This is a genomic window from Chitinophaga sp. GbtcB8 (genome assembly GCF_019091455.1).
Lineage (GTDB): Bacteria > Bacteroidota > Bacteroidia > Chitinophagales > Chitinophagaceae > Chitinophaga.
Genome location: NZ_JAGXJN010000043.1, coordinates 41991 through 61479, shown reverse-complemented (window position 1 = coordinate 61479; position 19489 = coordinate 41991). Strand labels below are relative to the sequence as shown.

Sequence of the window (19489 nt, the reverse complement as noted above, 5' to 3'; positions counted from 1 at the left end):
GGTGAAATTAAACTGTTAACGATGCTTACGAAATGATCTATTCTTTCATTATGATGAATTATCCGATTGTACTATCCTCCCGGCGGCTGGCAGCCTTGTATTGTTCCGGAGATACGTTCATGTGTTTTTTGAACAGGCGGGAAAAATGGTAAGGATCATCATACCCTATGGCTTCTGCCACATCCTTTACCTTCAGGTTGTTCTGGAACAGCAGCTGGCAGGCCTTCTGGATCTTCAGGTGAATAAAATAATCAATAGGCGGCATACCGGTGGCCTTGCGGAATAAAGTAGAAAAATAAGAGGCCGACAGATTGTGCGTCGCTGCCATATCTTCTACCGTTAGCTTTTCATGCAGGCGGCTGCGCATGTATAAAATGGTTTGCGTAATATGATCTTCCGCAGCGGGATTTTTACGTTGCTGATGTTTATCAGGATATAAAAAAGTGGCTACAAAATGGTACAGGCAAAAGTTGGCATTGTTCAGATTATCTGTACTGTAGCCCATTTCCAGGCTTTCATACATGTTCTCCCACACCTGCAGGCCTTTTTCATTTAATGGTATTTCACGCGGGCCATCGTCTGTATTAATGTTAAGCGACTTATTAAACCCTGCCATATCCGGGCCGCTGAAATGCACCCAATAAATGGTCCAGGGGTCGGCTTCATCTGCGCCATAACAAATGTATTGCGTGGTAGCAGGAATAATAAAGAACTGGTTAGGGCCTACCTGGTAAGTGCGGTTGCCAATGCGGTACCAGCCTTTGCCACGCAGGCAATAGATCAGGATATTATCCTTACACCCGCTTTTGCGCAGCCGGTAATGTGCTATGGCTTTGGGAAAGTACCCGATATGGGTAAGGTATACCGGGCTAAGGGCCGTGTTTTTCTTTGCGTGGTTAAGGCACACTGCCTCCGGTAAGCTGATCAGCTTTTGCCCTTCAAATCCGTCTCGTCGCTTGTGTTTATCCATACGCTACTGTCGCAGCGGCAGGCCTATTTATTCACCAGGAAGTAAACTATCCGGCATACATTCTTTGTATTGCCCGGATGCGGCCCGCCTGTTTGCAATCTCAAATTATGATTTTCCCTGCTTAATTCATCTCCCAGTATCAAATACCAGGGCAGGTACAGGCTTCCACTCCATTGGGTATGCAGGTCTATTTCCTGCTCTATGCCACCGTCAATACTGTATTTGATGAAACCCGCATCCGGACCGGATAATACGGCTATGCCTATTGTACGGCCGGTGAAAGGAAAGTCCAGCGAGGCAGTACCCGTAGTATCTGATACCAGCACCGGCACTTTTACAAAACCTGCGCGTGTAGGTGTGCTGTCTGCCGGCTGCCATGATTCATTAATAGTAAAATGCTGCAGGTGCGTGGCATCGTGAATATCCGCATAGTAGCCCTCCTCATAGTTAAACGGATCTTCAGGAGAACGTTGCTGCATCACCGTTTCAATGAACTCCGGTACCGGTTTTTTAAATTCACCATCCAGCAGCTGTTTGATGCTATTGAAATATAATTTCTGCCCAAAAGGCGATGGATGCAGGTCTTTAAAATCATCTTTCCAGGTAAATTCCTTCGCATCTATACGGTCTGTAATTTCTTTGGCAAGATTAATAAAAGGCAGGCCATACTTTTTAGCGATGGCCGCATGCACCTGCACCTCTACGGGTATTTTACCGGCATGGTAATCCGCCATCTTATCCGGGTCCGTAAAAGCCATCAACACAATATTGGTATTAGGATTTACCGCCAGCATATGCCGTACAATGCCCTCCAATGCGCGGCGCTGCTGTGCTTCCGTGTAACCATTACCGCGATCATTAACAGCTGATTCCACGAACAACAGGTCTACCGGCCCTTTTTCAATTACATCCCGCTGAAAGCGGAAGGCATGCGGCACACTGCCCAGGGATGGAATGCCTGCATTCAGAAAAGTGAATTTGGTACCGCGGTACGTATCCTTCAGGTATTTACACACCAGGTCGCGCCAGCCATTCATATTGGTGATGGAGCCGCCCAGGAACACCACATGCGCCTCTTTATCCTTTTGCATGCGGTACCAAACATTATCCAGCCCTCCATTGCGTATAATGTAATCTTCACTTTTCAACGGCGCCTTTACCCGCACTTGCGCGTGCAGGCTAACAGCGGCGGTAAGGCACAGGGCCAGGTATAATAGCTTCATGGTTTAAATTTCATCTATCTGCAGCACCACGCTGGTTCTGTGACTGTTTACATCGGGGTTAAAACCTACTTTCATCAGGAAATCGCCTGAATAAGTTTTGCTTTCGTCAATGGTTGATTTGGCGCCGGGATACACATTCACTTCTTTGATCTTATACTTCCCGGCCGGTTTCAAACCTTTCAGGCGTATGGGCATAGCACTATGCACATCATAGCGGTTATTTACCAGGTAATTGAAAATTACGCCGGCGCTTTGCTGCTCATTTACATATAACACGGATGCTACATTACTTTCCCGTGGATTGGATAAACGGTACTGGTCGCCCTGCCAGATGGTGCTCTTCAGCGCATTATAGGTTTTCACTGCGCCCTGTACAAATTGCAGGTCATTGGCAGGCAGCTTGCTTACTACAATATCAAAACCCAGCTTGCCCATCATGGCTACATCTGTGCGGAACTTCAACGGCTGCTTACCCCAGTCTGTTACGTGGTTAGAGCTGCTGATGGCCGGGTAAAAATAAGAGTACTCCCATTGTATGAAAATACGCTCCATAGGGTCCGTATTATCACTGGGCCAGAACTCCGTGAAGTATTGCAGGGCAGCATAATCTACCCGGCCACCACCACCGGAGCACAGCATCATAGGCACTTTGGGATACTTGGCCCTGATGCGTTCCAGCACTTTGTATAAACCGCGCATGTACTCAATATAAAAATGCGATTGGTTTTTAAGATAGGCGGAGTGCGCATTATAGATCACCGCATTACAGTCCCACTTAATGTAGGCAAGCTGCGGATTTTTCGTGAACAGGTCATCGATAATACCAAATACAAAGTCCTGCACCTGCGGGTTGCTAAGGTCCAGCTCCAGCTGGTTACGGAAATAATATTCATCACGTTTGGGCTGACGCACTACCCAGTCCTTATGTTTTTCATACAGCTCACTTTTAGGGCTTACCATTTCCGGCTCCACCCAAATGCCGAATTTCACACCATCGTTCTGCGCTTCTTTTACCAGGCTGGCAATTCCGTTCGGCAGCTTGGTCATATTCTCCTGCCAGTCGCCCAGGCCTGTATGATCATCATTACGGGCATTCTTGTTGGCAAACCAGCCATCATCCAGCAGGAACAGGTCCACACCTAATGACTTGGTTTCTTTCAGCAGCTCAAACAGCTTGCTTTCATTAAAATCAAAGTAGGTGGATTCCCAGTTGTTCAGCAATGTAAGGCGGTTGCCTTTCCCATCCAGCAATTTATAGTTCCTGGCCCAGCGCTGCAGGTTGCGGCTGGCGTTGCCTTTGCCCTTATCGGAAAAAGTATACAGGAAAGCTGGTGTGGTAAATGTTTCATTAGGCTGCAGCGTGTAGTCAGATGCGTAGTTGTTAATACCGGCAATAATGCGCAGGTTATCCTGCGGGTCCAGCTCCAGGTCTACCCGGAAGTTGCCGCTGTATTCCAGCGCACCGTATAGTACATTCCCTGCATCTTCGGTAGCCGGTTTGTCCATAGATACCATGAACACGGATGGCTGGAACAGGTTAGCGCGGGTACCCAGCTTGCTATCCAGCGTGCGGATGCCGTGCGTGATCTTAGATTCTTCCGGCTGCATTTCCTTGGCCCAGTCGCCATGGTACTGCGTAAGCCAGAAACCATCTGCTGCTTTCAGGTGCAGGTTGGCAGAGGCAAATTTGTGCAGCACCACGCTGCCTTTTTCTTTATGTCGGATGGCACTCCACTGCTCTACCACATCTTCCTTAAAATAGGTTTTATAAAAAAGTGTTACCTCAAAATCATACACCGGGTCTTTCAGCACAATGCTAAGTAAGGAAACATTATCATCTGTTTTGGTAACTGTATGGCTTACATATTTCAGGTCCAGGGAATTATTGCCATCCGCATGCGTTACGGTAATGGCAGGTTCCACCAGGTTGCGGGAGCCGGATGGCGTGTAAGCGGAGTTGAGCAAACCGGTATAATCACCGGCCTGTTTGTATACGCCCGGTACCTGGTCATACTCATTAACATCTGCTAACTTTTCCCCGAAATAAATAGTGTTCAGATCCTTGCTGTTATTCACCTGCAATACCAGCGCATTATGCGCGGTTTGAACGGGAATGTTAATGTTCTGGGCCTGTGCCGCGCACACTATAAAAGGTGCCGCTAATAACGTGGCTAAATGTTTTACCTGCATGTTTTTGACGGTTATTCCTATCCTTGGTTAAGACGTTCAAGATACTAAATTTTTGTTGCCATTACTTCCCTGATCTCCCCATTCACTTTCACCTTTACTTTGCGCGGGTTGGGCGATGTTATGGTGTAACGGGTAACCTTGCCATCTTTCCAGGTCATGCTAACGGTATAGTTGCCACGGGCTTTAAGGCCGCTAACGCTGCCGGCAGACCGCCACTGGTCCGGGATGGCAGGCAGCAGGTCAATGAAACCGGCATGACTTTGCAGCAGCATTTCTGCCAGCCCGGCTTCGCCGCCAAAATTGCCGTCTATCTGGAACGGCGGTCCTGCGGTGAACATGTTCGGATAGGTACCACCACCTGCGCCATAGTTGATATTGGTTTTCAGGGTAGGCCGCATCAGGTCTGCAAATAATTTATATGCGCGGTTACCATCATGCAGGCGGGCCCAGAACAATTGTTTGAATGCAATAGACCAGCTGGGGCCATCGTCGCCGCGGGCCTCCATGCTTTTTTTACAGGCTTCGGCCAGGTCGGGCGTGCCTTCCGGTGTAATTAACGGCGCGGGGAACAGGCCATATAAATGCGACAGGTGCCGGTGATGTGGCTCTGATTCCGGGTATTCTTCCATCCACTCCATCAGGCGGCCATCACTGCCTATACGGCCTATGGGCGCCGCCTTTTTCAGCTGCGCTTCCAGCCTCGTGCGCAGCGCCGCATCAATACCCAGTACGTTCGTAGCCGTTATAACGTTGGTAAATAACTCACGCACGATCTGGTTATCAATGGTAGCCCCTACACAGATGGCGGCATGTTTGCCATTGGGCATTACAAAACTATTTTCCGGGGAGGATGAGGGCGACAGCACCAGGTAACCGCTCTTAGGATCTGTTACCAGCTGGCTGCTGTAGAACAGCGCCGCACCTTTCAGCACCGGGTAAATATCCTGCAGGTATTTTTTATCGTTAGTAAATGCATAATGCTCCCACAGGTTATTACATACCCAGCCGGAACCGGATTTGGTGGCGCCCCAGGAGGCGCTTTCGCCGGGTTCCGTAAAGCCCCATACATTAGTGATCACATGCGCCACCCAGCCCTCTGCATTGTAATAGGCTTTGGCCGTTCTTTCACCGGGTTTCACCAAACCCTTTATCAGCGCTGCCAGCGGCAGGTCCAGCTCCGGCAGGTTGCTTACCTCTACCGGCCAGTGGTTCATCTGCACATTTACATCCAGGTGGTAATCGCCATTCCAGGGTGTTTGTACCTGGTTAGCCCACAGGCCCTGTAAGTTGGGCGGCAGCAAACCTACGCGGGTGCTGCTTATGCTCAGGTAACGGCCAAACTGGAAAAACAATACCGGCAGCGCATCGTCTGAGCTGGGGTTGGCATGAAAGCCGGCCAACCGTTCATCCGTAGGCAGCTGTTCTGCATGCGTGGCGCCCAGCTGCATTTGCACGCGGTTAAATAATTTCTGATAGTTGGTAATATGCTGCTGCTTTTGCGCGGTGTAAGGTTTTTGCATTGCAGCGGCCATCAGCTGCTTTGTTTTTGCCATAAAACCGGGGTTACGGAAATCCGTGCCCATGGAAAGTACCAGGGTTACTTCTGTAGCATTCTTTACTACCAGGGCGTTTTGTGCTGTAGTTAAAGTACCGCCATTCAGCTTTGCCTGTACACGGGCTATGTAACGCATGCCGGGTGTATCAGTACCGCTGGGCAGCCGCCCGCTCATTTGCAGTTCTTTACCTTCGGTTCTTACTGCAAAATTCTCCGGCCGGTCAATGGATACACGAAAATTCAGCTGTCCGGGTTTGCTGGCTGTAAGGCGGATGATACCTACATCATCCCCAAAACTGGTAAAGTATTCTCTTTTATAAGTAACCCCGTTTAATGTATAGCTGGTAGCGGCTACAGCGTTGTTTAAAGATAGCTCTCTTTCATAATGGGTAGCGGTAGTATCCGCCGTTTTATGATCATATTCCAGCATTAAAGTACCCAGCACCTGGAAACAGCCCCATGGCAGGCCTGCGGAGCCCTTCCCCGTGCACACAAATGATTTATCCATCAGCGCCTGCGCTTCATCATTCTTATTTTCCGCCAGCAGCTGCCGGATCTGCGGCAGCAGTTTGTAGGCTTCATAATTATTAGCATCCTGCGGTGCGCCTGACCACAGCGTAATATCATTCAGCACAATTTTTTCATTGCGCACACCGCCGTCCGGCATCATACCTAAACGGCCGTTGCCTAAAGGAATGGTTTCTTCCCAGGCCACGGCAGGCTGGGTATACCATAGGCGCAAGGGCTGCTGCTGGGCTAATAACGCAATGGGTAAACATACACAAGTTATTACAGCGGTAAAAAGTTGTCGGATCATTATAGTGGAACTTTGTTTGAAAAAATGTAAAATTTCAAATGTAAAATGTTAAATGTAAAAGTGGAATGCAGCGATGGACCGCATCCAACGTTTACATTCTTCTTTAAAAATGTAAAATTCTAAATCAACAAAAGAGGCTCATAAAAACCATTTAAAAGACTTATGACCCAGATAAACGCCAAATGTAAAAGTTAAATGCAGCGATAGACTGCACCCAACTTTTACATTTACATTTTACATTTAAGATTTTACATTCCTTTACTTATACTCCGGATTCTGCACCAGCACGCCCCCGCTCTTATCAATCTCCGGCTGCGGCAAAGGCCAGTGGTAAAACTTATCCTCGTAGTGATAAGGGTTAATACCATCTTTCACCGCATTCAGCACGGTGCTGGCAGTATGCCAGCGGCGCAGGTCAAAATAACGCAGGCCTTCAAATGCCAGCTCTATCCTTCTTTCATGGCGGATCCGCTGGCGCATCTGGTCTTTGGTTAAACCAGCGGGGTAAGCCGGCATGCTTACCCGCGCACGCAGGTCGGTCATGGCTTTGTACACCGTGGCATCCGGCCCTGCCAGCTCATTCTGCGCTTCTGCATACATCAGCAAAATTTCAGCTAAGCGGAACACCACTGCATTTTGCTGGCTTAAGGTAGAAAATCCATACGGAATATTTTCCGGCACCAGGAATTTCATTACTCCATAACCGGTAGGCCGGCTGTTGGAAGGCGTATGAATTTTACCACCGCCAAAATCAGGATGATCTACAAACACGGTTTTCTTCAAACGCGGGTCGCGGTTCTCAAACGGTGCAGCAGGATTGGTGAGCGGTGAGGTGCCGTACGGTAAACCATCCGTACATTCAAAATCATTTACAAAATTCTGCAGCGGGCTGGCTACCAGCCAGTCGCCATAATACATATCCCAGGGAGCGGTATTATTAGGCGCTAAAAAATTTATAGAGAAAATGATCTCTGTATTACCCTTTTGGCTGGCATCGCGGAACACATCTTCAAAATTAGCGCTCAGCTTATACTGTGACTGGATCTGCAATGTAAGATCTCTTACCTGCGTTAGCAAGGCCGCATCAGGAGTGCCGTTAGTACCATAAGCCGCAAAAATAAGCGTACGCGCTTTCAGCGCCTGGGCAGATGATACACAGGCATGGCCGCCATTCTGGTAATAGGGCGCTGCATTCAGGTTGGCAATGGCAAAATCTGCATCAGCCAGTACCTGCTTTAACACATCCGGGGCAGCTACCTTAGCCTGGTTCTGTGTTTCCAGCGACAGCGGTTCCAGCACCACCGGCACATCGCCATAAATATTATATAGCTGAAAGTAAAAATACGCGCGTAAAAAACGGGCTTCTGCCTCATACTTTTTCTTGTCGGCATCAGGAAAATCAGGACCGGTATATTTAGCCAGCTGCATCAAAAAAATGTTGATGCGGGCAATGCCAGCATAGGCATCCTTATACAGCTGCGGTATATAACCGCCGGTAGTGGAGCTGATGCTGCCGGATACAATTTCTTTGGCAGAACCGGAGTTGTGCTGCGCATAACCATTGTCTGTAAAACAATCCCACACCGGTAATTCAACTGCAAATTCAGCTGCCTGCAGGGAGGAGTAAGCTGCTGCAAGCGCCTGATCAAAATCGCTTTTCTTTTGCCAGAAATCACCGGATGCCAGCGCATCCTTCGGGTTCTGATCCAGGTATTTTTTACAGGCCGTACCCATTAACGAAAGCAGCAGGCATATATAGATGGTGTATTTTTTCATAACCTTAGAACTTAACATTTAAACCAAAAGAATAGATCTTATTCTGCGGATACTGTACAAAGTTGCCGCTGCCCGCACGTTCCGGGTCAAGGCCGCGGTATTTGGTGGCAGTAAGCAGGTTGTCGCCGGAGAAATATACCCGCACATTATCAATACCTATGCGGCTGGTAATATTAGCCGGAATGGTGTAACCAATGGTAAGGTTCTTCAGGCGGAAGTAAGAAGCATCCTGCAGGTAATAAGAAGATGCGCGGCGTATTTTTTCCGGTGCGCCCCAGCCCCAGTAAATGCGCGGCATAGTGGTGGATGGGTGTTCCGGGGTCCAGCGGTTACGCCAGTCGGTGGTGGGCGGCGCGCCCTGTACAAAAGGAATGGTGCCCCATTCGCTTACAAAGAATCTGGTGCCTTCTACACCTTGTGCCATAGCAGAAAAATCAAAACCTTTGTATTGCAATGCCAGGTTAAAAGAGTAGTTGATGTTAGGATAATTGCCCTTTATATAAGTGCGGTCGTCATTATTGATCACACCATCGCCATTCACATCCCTGTACTTCAGATCGCCGGGCTGGGTATCATCGCCAAATTGTTTGGGAGAATTTTTCACTTCATCAGCTGACTGGAAAATGCCGATCCAGTCCAGCGTGTAATATGCATCATACTCCAAACCTTCATCACGAATCCGGTAGCCGCTGCTGTTAATATCACGCTGGCCATAACGCACCAGCTTATTCTTGTAATGCTCAAAGTTGCCGCCAATAGTATAGTTCAGGTCTTTTAACGCGCCTTCTTTTATAAGATGATTGTAGGAAATGCCTAATTCCACACCGGTGTTATCCATAGTACCATCATTAATGGTAGGTGCATTTAAACCCACTACCCCGGTAACCTGTGAGGGGCGTAAAATATCCGTAGTGCGTTTCTTATACCAGTCTGCCGTTACGTTCAGCCCCTGTATTAAGGTCATATCCAAACCCACATCTGTAATGGTGGTGGTTTCCCATTTAATAGCCGGGTTGGCCAGGTTCAGCTGTGCTGCGCCGGAGGTAAGGGATGCATCGTCAAATGAATAGTTGCCGGTAAAGTTCAGGATGGATTGGTAAGGGTAGTTACCAATGTTCTGGTTACCCAGCTTGCCCCAGGAGCCACGCAGCTTAAAGTTATTGAGCCAGCCAAGGTCCAGGTCTTTTATAAACTCTTCTTCTGTTAAGCGCCAGCCTGCGGAAAAAGATGGAAACACGCCCCAGCGGGAACCGGGTGTAAGTTTAGATGATCCATCATAACGCATGTTGGCCTCAAACAAATATTTTTCTTTATAGTTATAATCAAAGCGGCCAAAGAATGAGAGCAGGCCCCATCCGTTTTGCGTGCCATTGGCATACTGTATGGCCGGGCTGCCGGCATCCAGCTCTGTTAGCTTATCCGTAGAGAATTGTTTGCGGCTTGCTTTCAAATATTGATACGTGCTTTGCTCTGCGCTGTAACCGCCCTGCAGCTTAAAATTATGCGCGCCAAAAGTGCGGTCGTAGCTCAGGTAAGAGTACAGGTTGGTGTAAATGTTCTGCTGGTCCTGCACTTCCAGGCCGCCGCCCAGGTCCAGTGTAGCCATGAACTGGTTAGTGCGGAAGTTATACAGCTGCAGCGGCGGACGAAAATCATGGTACTTATCAAAATTCGCATTCACAGCTGCTTTGGTATACCAGGTTAAATTTTTCAGCAGCTCTACTTCTACCCAGCCCTGCGCCATTACTGCATAATCATCTGTGTTATGGTTGATCTTACCATCCAGCAGCGCCACCGGGTTCTTGTTATTATATTCCAGGTCGTATGCCTTGTAAGTATAATGCCCGCTGCCATCAGAAAGGTAAGGGCTGTAAGTGGGCGCCTGCGCCATAGCGGAAAGGAACATATCTTCCGAACCAAATACTGGCGCTTCGCGGTGGCCATATTTTAAGGCGATGTTAGCGCCAAAACGGATGCGGTCATTTACTTTGGAAGATATATTTAAACGCGCGTTGTATTTTTTATAGTTAAAGCCTTTCATAATACCATCCTGGTTCACATACCCGATAGAGGCGTCGTACACCGTACCATTGCGGCCGCCGCTAAAGCCCAGGTTATGCGTTTGCACCGGTGCGGTCTGGAAAATAAGGCTTAACCAATCCGTGTTCGGGTACAGGTTATGGTCGGTGGCATTTTTATAGGTATCTATCATTTCCTGCGTATATAAACCGGAGTTCAGTCCGGAATTAATACGCGCTTCATTGAACAGCTCCATATACTCCGCAGAGTTGGTGATCAGGTCAAACAGCTTGGTGGGTTTGTAAATACCGTAGTTAAAATCATACTGCACCCGCATTCTGCCTTCCACACCCTGTTTGGTGGTTACCAGTATAACGCCGTTGGCTGCACGCGCACCGTAAATGGAGGCGGAGGCAGCATCTTTTAATACCGATACGTTCTGGATATTATTCGGGTTCAGGTCAGAGAGCTTCCCCTCTACCCCATCTATCAACACCAGCGGATCTACGCCTGCGCCGCTGAAGGTGCCGTTACCGCGGATGCGGATATACGCATTTTCATTACCCGGCTCGCCGGTACCCTGCACTACCTGCACACCGGGCATGGTGCCCTGCAGCATGGCAGATGGATTGGTGATAGGGCGTTTCAGCAGCTCAGCACCATCCACGGTGGCTACTGCGCGGGTAAGGTTCACTTTCTTTTGTGTACCATATCCTTCTTCCACTACCTCTTCCAGTGATTTAGGATCTACTTCCAGCGCCATATCAATCACCGTGCGGCCGCCTACCGGTACTGTTTGTGACTTATAGCCGGACATGGAGAAAATGAGCGTGGCATCACTGCTTACATTCAGCTTATACAAGCCGCCTGCATCAGTAGTAGCGCCGGTTGTACCGCCCTGTACGCGTACCACCGCGCCAGGTAAGGGATTACCGCCTCCTGTTATTTTACCCTGTACGGTAATGGATTGCGCCTGTGTAACCGTAGAAAAGTGCAGCAAACAAATGGTGAACAGAGCCACCAGGCTGACTTTTGTAATGGTACGGAGATAATTGGAATAATACGCGTACTGTGAAGTGCGCTTAGGTAAAGAGTGCATTTTTGTAAGTTTTATTTTCAAAACATGGAAGTCCTGCCCCGGAGCTGTGCACTCGCAGAAAGGTACTTCATAACGCCGGATGTCCTTATGCTATTGATATTATGGTTGATGACCCCCTAAAGTTTGCATTCGCCAGGTTGTTATTCATTACGTACAATAAAAGTATCAGGAACCGCGGGTTCTGGAAATAGACAAACCTTTTATATTGATGGATTATGCTATTATTTTATTCAGGGCTAACATAAAAACGTCCCGGAACGTATATGTTCCGGGACGCTATACTGCAATACCGTAGCGGGTTACAGCCATTACTACCAGGGTATGCTACCAGCTGCATTAAAAAATTGCCCGCTGGGTCCATTTTCTTCCAGCATCGCATAATGTGCTATTATCTTAGCGGAATCTGATGCTTTATTAACACCGGTATGGTTGTTAAGATCCGTAGCCGTAAAACCCGGGCACACACTGTTCACTTTACATGCAGTATCCTTTAGCTGAAAGGCCAGCGCAATGGTATAAAAGTTCAGCGCTGTTTTGGAAGGTACATAAGCCGCATCCTTAAATCCATAATACTCCCAGGCCGGTTGCTGGTGCAGGGTAAGGGAAGCTGTTTCGCTGCTTACATTCACGATCCTGGGCTGTGCAGCCTGCTGCAACAAAGGCAGCAAAGCGCTGGTAACGCGTATCACGCCAAAGTAGTTGGTATTAAATGCCTGCTGTGCATTTAGGATACCTGCTTCACCTTCAGGTGCAGGCATTTGCCCCAGTATACCGGCATTGTTGATCAGTACATCCAGCACCGTAGTTTTATCCTTCAAAGTAATAACGGCTTGCTCTACGGAAGCTGCGTCCGTAACATCCAATGTTATGTATTCACAGCTTGTAAGCCCTGCAGCATGCAACTGTGCCACTGCAGCCTCACCCAGTGCGGGGTTGCGGGAGCCCAGGTATACGTAATAACCTTGTTGTAATAAGTACTTAGCAGTTTCAAAACCAATACCCTTATTGGCCCCGGTGATCAATGCTTTTTTCATGGCGTAATAATTTAGTACGGGGCAAAGTTCGTACGGGCGCCATGGAAAGGGTGGGACAAATCACCTTAAATCAGGGACAGATCCTGCATCTCTTTAACAAACTGTGTAATGCTTTTGCCAGTACTCTTTTTAAACAGGCGGGAAAAATATCCGGGGTCGCTGAAGCCCAGCTCATAGGCCAGCTCCTTAGCCGTAGTTTCCGCGTAATACAGCTTACGCTGCGCTTCAATAATAAGCCGGTTGGTCATAAATTCTTTGGGGGATACACCGGCATATTGTTTTACAATATTGTACAAACCATTTGTGGTTAAAGAAAGCCGGGCCGCCAGCGTTTGCACAGCCGGCTGCTCCATAAACTCCTCTTCCACCATACGTTTAAAGTCAATGAATTTAGAGAGATTGCCCTCCTGTTCCTGACGCTCATTATTTGTAAAATAAGTGTGGTTAAATTCTGTAAGCAGGGTATTTAAATGTGCCAGCACCAGGTCCATATTGGCCTGCCGGTTGGCTAACAGCTGCTGTAAGGTTTGAAAAAGCGCCTTTACCCGTTCAAGCGAAGGCGCATCAAACGTAAGCACAGGATTGTTCAAGGGATTTAACAACAGCAGGAATGTTTTGGGCAGCAGTGATAAACAGCGCTCATCTACCGTAAGGTTAAAGGATTGCACCGGCTCCTTGCGCGGCGAAATATGATGCAGCTGCTGTGGTAATACAAACAGCAGCTGACCGGCCTGCAACGGGTACGCCTGCAGGTCCAGCGCATGCACGCCCCCACCCTGCAACAGCAGAATAAAGGAGTACAAGCGGCTTCTGTGTGGCGTTAGCAGCTTTTGCAGCACACCGGGCGGCAGCTGTATATGGCAGTTGGCCGTTACCCGTATGGATAAGCGGTCATGTTGTGTTAAACTCTCCAGCAGCACAGTGTTATCCAGCATAAAAAAACAATTGAAGTACTAAAATAAACCATCCTGCTCAATCGTCATCAGTTTTAGTATGCCTACAGTACTATGACAAAATCTATTAAAGTATATGATCCGCCGGCATTTACAGCCGCATATATGCAGCCCAAACAGGAGCTGGACAAAATGCTGCAGCCCGGCAGCGATAAGTTCTTTATTGTAAAAATAGAAGAAATGTACCGGCTGGTGCAGCGCCCTGTAGCGGCCAGCCGTGGTACCACGCACAACTGCTTATTCCTTACCTCCGGTGAAGCGATAATGAAAATAGGCAGCCGCGAATATACCTTACACCCCAATGAAATATTATTTGTGCCGGCCGGGCAGGTATTTTCCTTTCAGCCCGGCGATGTAAATACCGGTTTCCTTTGCAACTTCCATAATGATACGCTTACCGGCCCTTATGGTAAAACTGCTGTGCTGCAGGCTTTTGAATTTCTGAAAGTATGGGGCAACCCTTTGATACAGCTGCCTGCAGCTACCACGCAATTTGTGCTGCAGCTTTTTGAACGCCTGCTGCTGGATTATATGCAGCATGGCCTGCAGCACCCGGATATTATTCAAACTTATTTAACCACCCTGCTGTGCGAAGTGAACCGCGTCTACCAGCCGGTGAATAATGAGCTGCCCGGGGCTGCCCTGCATATTACCCGGAAGTTCAAAGAGCTGATCTTCACCCACATCCGCCATACACACAGGGTTACGGATTATGCCGCCCTGCTGCACATCAGCCCTAACCATCTTAATAAAACTGTAAAAGCCATTACGGGGCAAAGCCCCACCAAATGGATAGACGAGGCTATTATCCTGGAAGCAAAAGTGTTGTTTAACCAAAGTGAAATGAGTGTGCAGGAAGTAGCTACTGCTGTAGGGCTGGATGATCCCTCTTACTTTACCCGCCTGTTTAAGAAGTATGAAGGCTGCACGCCCACGCAGTTCCGCAGGGTGATTGAAAAGTCCTGTAATTAACAGTTTTCGTCCTAACAGCAGGCAGCGCTAAACCGGAACTTTGTTGCATAAATATTGTGCATGTATCCGTACCTGTTATTCTTTCATTCCGTTGTACGCTGGCTGGTGCTGGGGTGCTTAGTATATGCCCTGCTGAAAGGTATAAAAGGCTGGGCTGGTAAAACGGCCTTTACCGCGGCAGATAATTCCATACGCCATGTAACGGCTACTGTGGCGCATATACAGCTGGCCATTGGATATGTACTGTATTTCAACAGCCCGTTTGTAGCCTATTTCAGGTCGCATTACCATGAGGCCGTTCAGCATTTTGAATTCCTGTTCTTTGGGCTGATCCATATCATCCTTATGACGCTGGCCGTTGTTTGCATTACCATCGGCTCCTCTGTAGCTAAACGGAAAGATACACCTGCGGCTAAGTTCCAAACCATGACCTTATGGTTTGCGCTGGCCCTGCTGATTATTTTTATTGCTATACCCTGGCCGTTTTCGCCATTAGCGCAGCGGCCTTATCTCAGAACATTTTAATTATGCTGTTAAGAACAAAACTCGGAAGGCTGCGTGTTATTGCTTTCCTGGAAGGTATCTCTTTGCTGGTATTGGTATTTATAGGCGTACCGCTGAAGTATGCGTACGGCAATCCTGCCCTGGTAAAAACCATGGGACCCATTCACGGGCTGCTGTTCCTGTTCTTTGTGCTTAATACGCTCAGTGTGGGCATTGCCTACAAATGGGAGTTCCGCACCACTACCTGGAAAGTGCTGCTGGCCTGTGTCATACCTTTTGGCACGTTTTACATTGACCGTAAGATATTATCCAAACTGCCGCCCGTGATCTAGGCTTTCTGTTTTTCGTAGGCGGCCAGCAGCTCCTGCACAGGTATGCCGTTTATGGTCATGCCCTGCGTATTACAGTCGCGGATCTGCACATCCTGCAGGTTGCAGTTAATGATCTCGCTGCCGGCCAGGTAACAGTCCTCAAACTTCAGGGGGCGTTGTTTGGCAGCAGGGTCATAGAAAGGATGGCCTTTGGGCGGCATACCTATATTGTGTATATAGGCGCCGCCTAATTGTGCGCCTTCAATTTCCAGGTCGCTTAAATTGGCATCGGTGATCTTAGCGCCGATCAGGCCCACATCATTAAATAACAGCTTGTTCACACGGGCGTTCAGGAACCTTACTTCCTCCATACAGCCGTCCTTTAATTCCAGCAGCTTATCTGTTTGGGTGATGGTGATATTTTGCATGGATGTTCGTTTTGGGTGCATTCCAAAAGTACGTAATGCCTGTAGAACCGGCAGGGTGTAACTACGACTTATAAAGGGGGAGATCCCGGCTTATTTAGCCACTTCCCCCGCCCAAAAAGTTGCATGGCAAAACTGCTGTAAAAGGAGAATGTTAGCGGGTGGCAATTACGCGCTCCTGGCTGTTGGCCAGCAGGGCTTCCACATCTTCCGGGGTACCGGTAAAGGGGCCGGAGGATTCAATTTTTAAAGTGGCCATGGCAGCGGCAAACTCGCCTGCTTCCTTAAAACCGGCGCCTTTGCTGCGCTGGTATAAATAACCCGCCATGTAGGTATCCCCGCAACCGGTAGCATCTATTACCGTGGTAGGACTGTATGCGGGAATATGGTAAAATGTATTGTTATGGTATATCACCGAACCCATGCTGCCCAGGGTTATCACTACTTCCTTTACACCCCAGCCAGCCAGTACCCGGGCCGCTTCAGGCACGGTTTTATGACCGGTAAGCACTTCCATTTCATGCTCATTGGCCTTTAAAATATCTATGTACTGTAAAGCTTCTTTTTTTGCCGGCCAGTCAATTGGGATTACATTCCTGTTCTCCACCTTACGCAGGTAACCCTGCGCATCCAGGGATATTTTACCTCTTTCAGAAAGGGCTTTTATCAGCGCTACCGGCATATCATCAGCCAGTAAAGGCCCCAGGTGGTAATACCTGGCCTGCACGGCAGAAAGCTGTTCTACCGTAAACGGATCTGCTTTCTGTAACACGCGCTGGGTGCGGTGATCCTGGTTCTCAGGATAAATATTCTCAAAGTATACCGTATGTGCGCTGGGCGTTACAAATACCTCGATGCCTTTAGCCCGCAGCTCCTCTACCACATGCATTTCACTTTCCGCCAGCCCGGTAACCAGGGTGTATTTAACATCCATATTCCGGATGGCATTGGAAAAGTAAAAGGAAGTGCCACCGGACATATGCACTACGGACTTGGTGGTAACTACTTTATCTAAGGTGATATGCCCTACGCAACAGATATCGTACATGTGTGACGGTATGAGAAGATTTGACAGTTTGTTTTTTGCAATGCACAAAAGTAGCTAAAGACAGCTTGATTGCCAATATTAATATGATGAAAGAAATATAATTATAACGTAACCAATTATTTAGCCGTCCGCCCCATCTTGACTTTACGGCCTTTTTTCACCATTTTTGGTAAGCGTAACCACTTCCATTATGAAAGTTCTCCTCCTCATAGCCAGCTGCCTGCCCCTTTGCTTATTTGCCCAACATGCAGCACCACCAGCAGATATTATTGAAGATGTTGCACCGCAGCCCTTACTGGCGCAGGCTTTGCGCCTGCAGGAGGCCCTGGCTTTCCTGGGCAGCGCCCTGCCGCCGGCAGCAGTACAACAGCTGCATGCCTTACAGCAAAAAGCGCTTACACCGGCTACTGCCATACAGATACAAAAAATATTAGACCCCTATTGCCTGGCCATGGTGGATATTAACCCGGAAGCGCGGGTAAAAGTGCGCCGGGGCCAGGCCAAAGCAGTGCTTACACAAAGCGGGTGGACCAGCTTCCTGGTAAAAGTGTTTAACCAGGCCGGCGTTACTGCCCGGCTGGAACCCGCCAGCGCCAATGCTTTGCCGGCCTTACACATGGCCACGTTCACAGACCGCCCGGTACCGGAGGCCCACAAGCTAAGCGCCGGCCAGGTGCAGAACCGTTTTTTGGAAATACAGCTGTACCGCAACCCGCCCCTGCTGCCCAACCTGTCCGGCTTTCCGCTGGAATACGCCGTAGTGCAGGTGTACAGCAAAGAGGCTGGTCCTAAGGAGGCCGACCTGGGCTTTCACATTGGACAGGGCACACAGGATATTGGTTTCCGTAACAGCATACCCGTGCTGTTTAACATACGCCCGGCCGTAAAAGTGGTGCTGCAGGTGCAGGATGATGATGGCAGCCCGGCCATGGCATCCTTTACCATTACAGATGGTATTAACCGCGTGCCCTATGATATGGACGGGAACTACCGTTTAAGCCTGGCGCAGGATGAATACCAGGAACCTTCCCAAGCGCTCATTGGCCTCTACCCCCTGCCCTCCCGGCGGGTAGCCGCCTATGATGAGTATCCGGATTTCTTTTTCCAGCCACAGGTGTACCGCAGCAGCGGGGAGCATATTATGCTGGCGCCCGGCCGCTACCACGTAACCTTTACCCGCGGGCCGGAATATAAAAGCCAGACCAGAGAATTAATTATACCATCCGGTAAAGATTCCATTACCGCATCCTTTCAGCTGCAGCGCTGGATCGATATGGCCAAGCTGGGATGGTACAGCGCCGATCATCATGTGCATGCAGCCGGCTGCAGCCATTATGAAAGCCCGGCAGAAGGAGTGGCGCCCATTGATATGTGGCGGCAGGTAGTGGGCGAAGATCTGAATGTAGCAGCTGTATTGGCCTGGGGCCCGGGCTGGTATCACCAGAAACAATATTTTACCGGCCAGGCAGATACGCTTTCCACTAACGCCAATATTATGCGGTATGATGTAGAGGTATCCGGCTTCCCCTCCTCCCACTGCGGCCACCTGGTACTGTTACGGTTAAAGGAAGATGATTATCCCGGCACCCATATTATTGAAGACTGGCCCAGCTGGACCGCCCCTGTATTGCAATGGGCGCATAAGCAAGGCGCCGCTACCGGTTATGCACATTCCGGCTGGGGGCTGGAACCCACACAGCCTACACAGGAGCTGCCTAATTATGTATTACCTAAAATGGATGGCATTGGGGCCAATGAATATGTGGTAACTGTAACACAGGGCCTGGTGGACCTTTACAGCGCAGGAGATACACCGGTTCCCTGGGAGCTGAACATGTGGTACCATGCCCTGAACTGCGGTTTCCGTACTAGATTGAGCGGCGAAACGGATTTTCCCTGCATTTTTGATGAGCGGGTAGGCATTGCCCGCAGCTATTTCAAACCCAATGGCCCTTTAAGCTATGATGGTTATGTGCAGGCGCTTAAACAGGGCCGCAGCTATGTATCTGACGGGCGCTCGCACATTATTGACTTTAAGGTAAATGGCCTGGAAGCAGGTACAGATAGCAGCGTGCTAAACCTGCAAGCCCCGCAGGCTTTACATATCAGCGCTAAGGTAGCCGCACTGTTACCCGCACAGCAGGATGTTGCCGGCAAACACATTGCAGATCGTCCTTTGCAATCACCCTACTGGCATATTGAGCATGCGCGCATTGGCAGCAGCCGGCAGGTGGGTGTGGAGCTGGTGGTGAACGGAGTAGCAGTAGATACCGCACAGATCACGGCAAACGGGGAATGGAAAAACATACAGTTTGATTATACCCCGCAGCAATCAGCCTGGATAGCTTTACGCATCCTGTATACCTCGCATACCAATCCTGTGTTTGTAACCATCGGCGGCAAACCTGTATGTGTGCCGCAAAGCGCTGCCTGGTGCAGAAAAGCAGTAGATCAATGCTGGAAAATGAAGCAGAATAATATCCGCGCAAGCGAGCGGCCTGCCGCTGCAGCGGCGTATGAGCAGGCGCGCGTTTTATATGATAAAATGATGAGATGAAGCAGGAAGTACGATGTATGATCAGGATGTAGCTGC

At 49.0% G+C, this 19489-nt stretch carries 14 protein-coding genes; 4 read left to right on the top strand and 10 right to left on the bottom strand.

Going from position 1 to position 19489, the window contains the following annotated elements; all coding sequences use genetic code 11:
* Positions 1-58: 58 nt before the first annotated feature.
* The 8 genes from KVT36_RS27350 to KVT36_RS27315 form a co-directional block, all read right to left on the bottom strand.
* Positions 59-970: an AraC family transcriptional regulator gene (locus tag KVT36_RS27350; RefSeq protein ID WP_217606621.1), complete on the bottom strand. Its 912-nt coding sequence runs from the start codon at positions 968-970 to the stop codon at positions 59-61.
* 23 nt (positions 971-993) lie between these two features.
* Positions 994-2193 carry an SGNH/GDSL hydrolase family protein gene (locus KVT36_RS27345; protein WP_217606620.1) on the bottom strand — a complete coding sequence of 400 codons (1200 nt, stop codon included), beginning with the start codon at positions 2191-2193 and terminating at the stop codon, positions 994-996.
* Positions 2194-2196: 3 nt separating this feature from the next.
* Positions 2197-4383: an alpha-galactosidase gene (locus tag KVT36_RS27340; RefSeq protein ID WP_217606619.1), complete on the bottom strand. Its 2187-nt coding sequence runs from the start codon at positions 4381-4383 to the stop codon at positions 2197-2199.
* Positions 4384-4427: 44 nt separating this feature from the next.
* Positions 4428-6755, bottom strand: a complete 2328-nt coding sequence (locus tag KVT36_RS27335; protein ID WP_217606618.1) for a glycoside hydrolase N-terminal domain-containing protein — start codon at positions 6753-6755, stop codon at positions 4428-4430.
* Positions 6756-7013: 258 nt separating this feature from the next.
* The gene (locus tag KVT36_RS27330; RefSeq protein ID WP_217606617.1) at positions 7014-8531 is read right to left on the bottom strand and encodes a RagB/SusD family nutrient uptake outer membrane protein; all 1518 of its coding nucleotides are present in this window, start codon (positions 8529-8531) and stop codon (positions 7014-7016) included.
* A gap of 4 nt (positions 8532-8535) precedes the next feature.
* Positions 8536-11649: a TonB-dependent receptor gene (locus KVT36_RS27325; RefSeq protein WP_217606616.1), complete on the bottom strand. Its 3114-nt coding sequence runs from the start codon at positions 11647-11649 to the stop codon at positions 8536-8538.
* A gap of 311 nt (positions 11650-11960) precedes the next feature.
* Positions 11961-12683 carry an SDR family oxidoreductase gene (locus KVT36_RS27320; RefSeq protein ID WP_217606615.1) on the bottom strand — a complete coding sequence of 241 codons (723 nt, stop codon included), beginning with the start codon at positions 12681-12683 and terminating at the stop codon, positions 11961-11963.
* Between the two features lie 65 nt (positions 12684-12748).
* Positions 12749-13618, bottom strand: a complete 870-nt coding sequence (locus KVT36_RS27315; RefSeq protein ID WP_217606614.1) for an AraC family transcriptional regulator — start codon at positions 13616-13618, stop codon at positions 12749-12751.
* Between the two features lie 72 nt (positions 13619-13690).
* Here KVT36_RS27315 and KVT36_RS27310 point away from each other — a divergent pair, with 72 nt between their 5' ends.
* From KVT36_RS27310 to KVT36_RS27300, 3 genes are read left to right on the top strand one after another with little or no spacing between them, the layout of a single operon-like run.
* On the top strand, positions 13691-14608 hold the full coding sequence (locus tag KVT36_RS27310; RefSeq protein WP_217606613.1) for an AraC family transcriptional regulator: 918 nt from the start codon (positions 13691-13693) through the stop codon (positions 14606-14608).
* A gap of 60 nt (positions 14609-14668) precedes the next feature.
* Positions 14669-15133, top strand: coding sequence for a hypothetical protein (locus tag KVT36_RS27305; RefSeq protein ID WP_217606612.1), 465 nt, complete (start codon positions 14669-14671; stop codon positions 15131-15133).
* A gap of 2 nt (positions 15134-15135) precedes the next feature.
* On the top strand, positions 15136-15444 hold the full coding sequence (locus KVT36_RS27300; protein WP_217606611.1) for a DUF3817 domain-containing protein: 309 nt from the start codon (positions 15136-15138) through the stop codon (positions 15442-15444).
* On the opposite strand, the gene KVT36_RS27295 is transcribed toward KVT36_RS27300, so the two are convergent.
* Positions 15441-15851: a hypothetical protein gene (locus KVT36_RS27295; protein ID WP_217606610.1), complete on the bottom strand. Its 411-nt coding sequence runs from the start codon at positions 15849-15851 to the stop codon at positions 15441-15443. The two genes, KVT36_RS27300 and KVT36_RS27295, sit on opposite strands and share 4 nt — an antisense overlap.
* 151 nt (positions 15852-16002) lie before the next feature.
* Positions 16003-16896, bottom strand: coding sequence for a PfkB family carbohydrate kinase (locus KVT36_RS27290; RefSeq protein ID WP_217606609.1), 894 nt, complete (start codon positions 16894-16896; stop codon positions 16003-16005).
* Positions 16897-17086: 190 nt separating this feature from the next.
* Between KVT36_RS27290 and KVT36_RS27285 the strand changes: the two genes are divergently transcribed.
* Positions 17087-19453, top strand: a complete 2367-nt coding sequence (locus KVT36_RS27285) for a CehA/McbA family metallohydrolase (RefSeq protein ID WP_217606608.1) — start codon at positions 17087-17089, stop codon at positions 19451-19453.
* Positions 19454-19489: the final 36 nt, after the last annotated feature.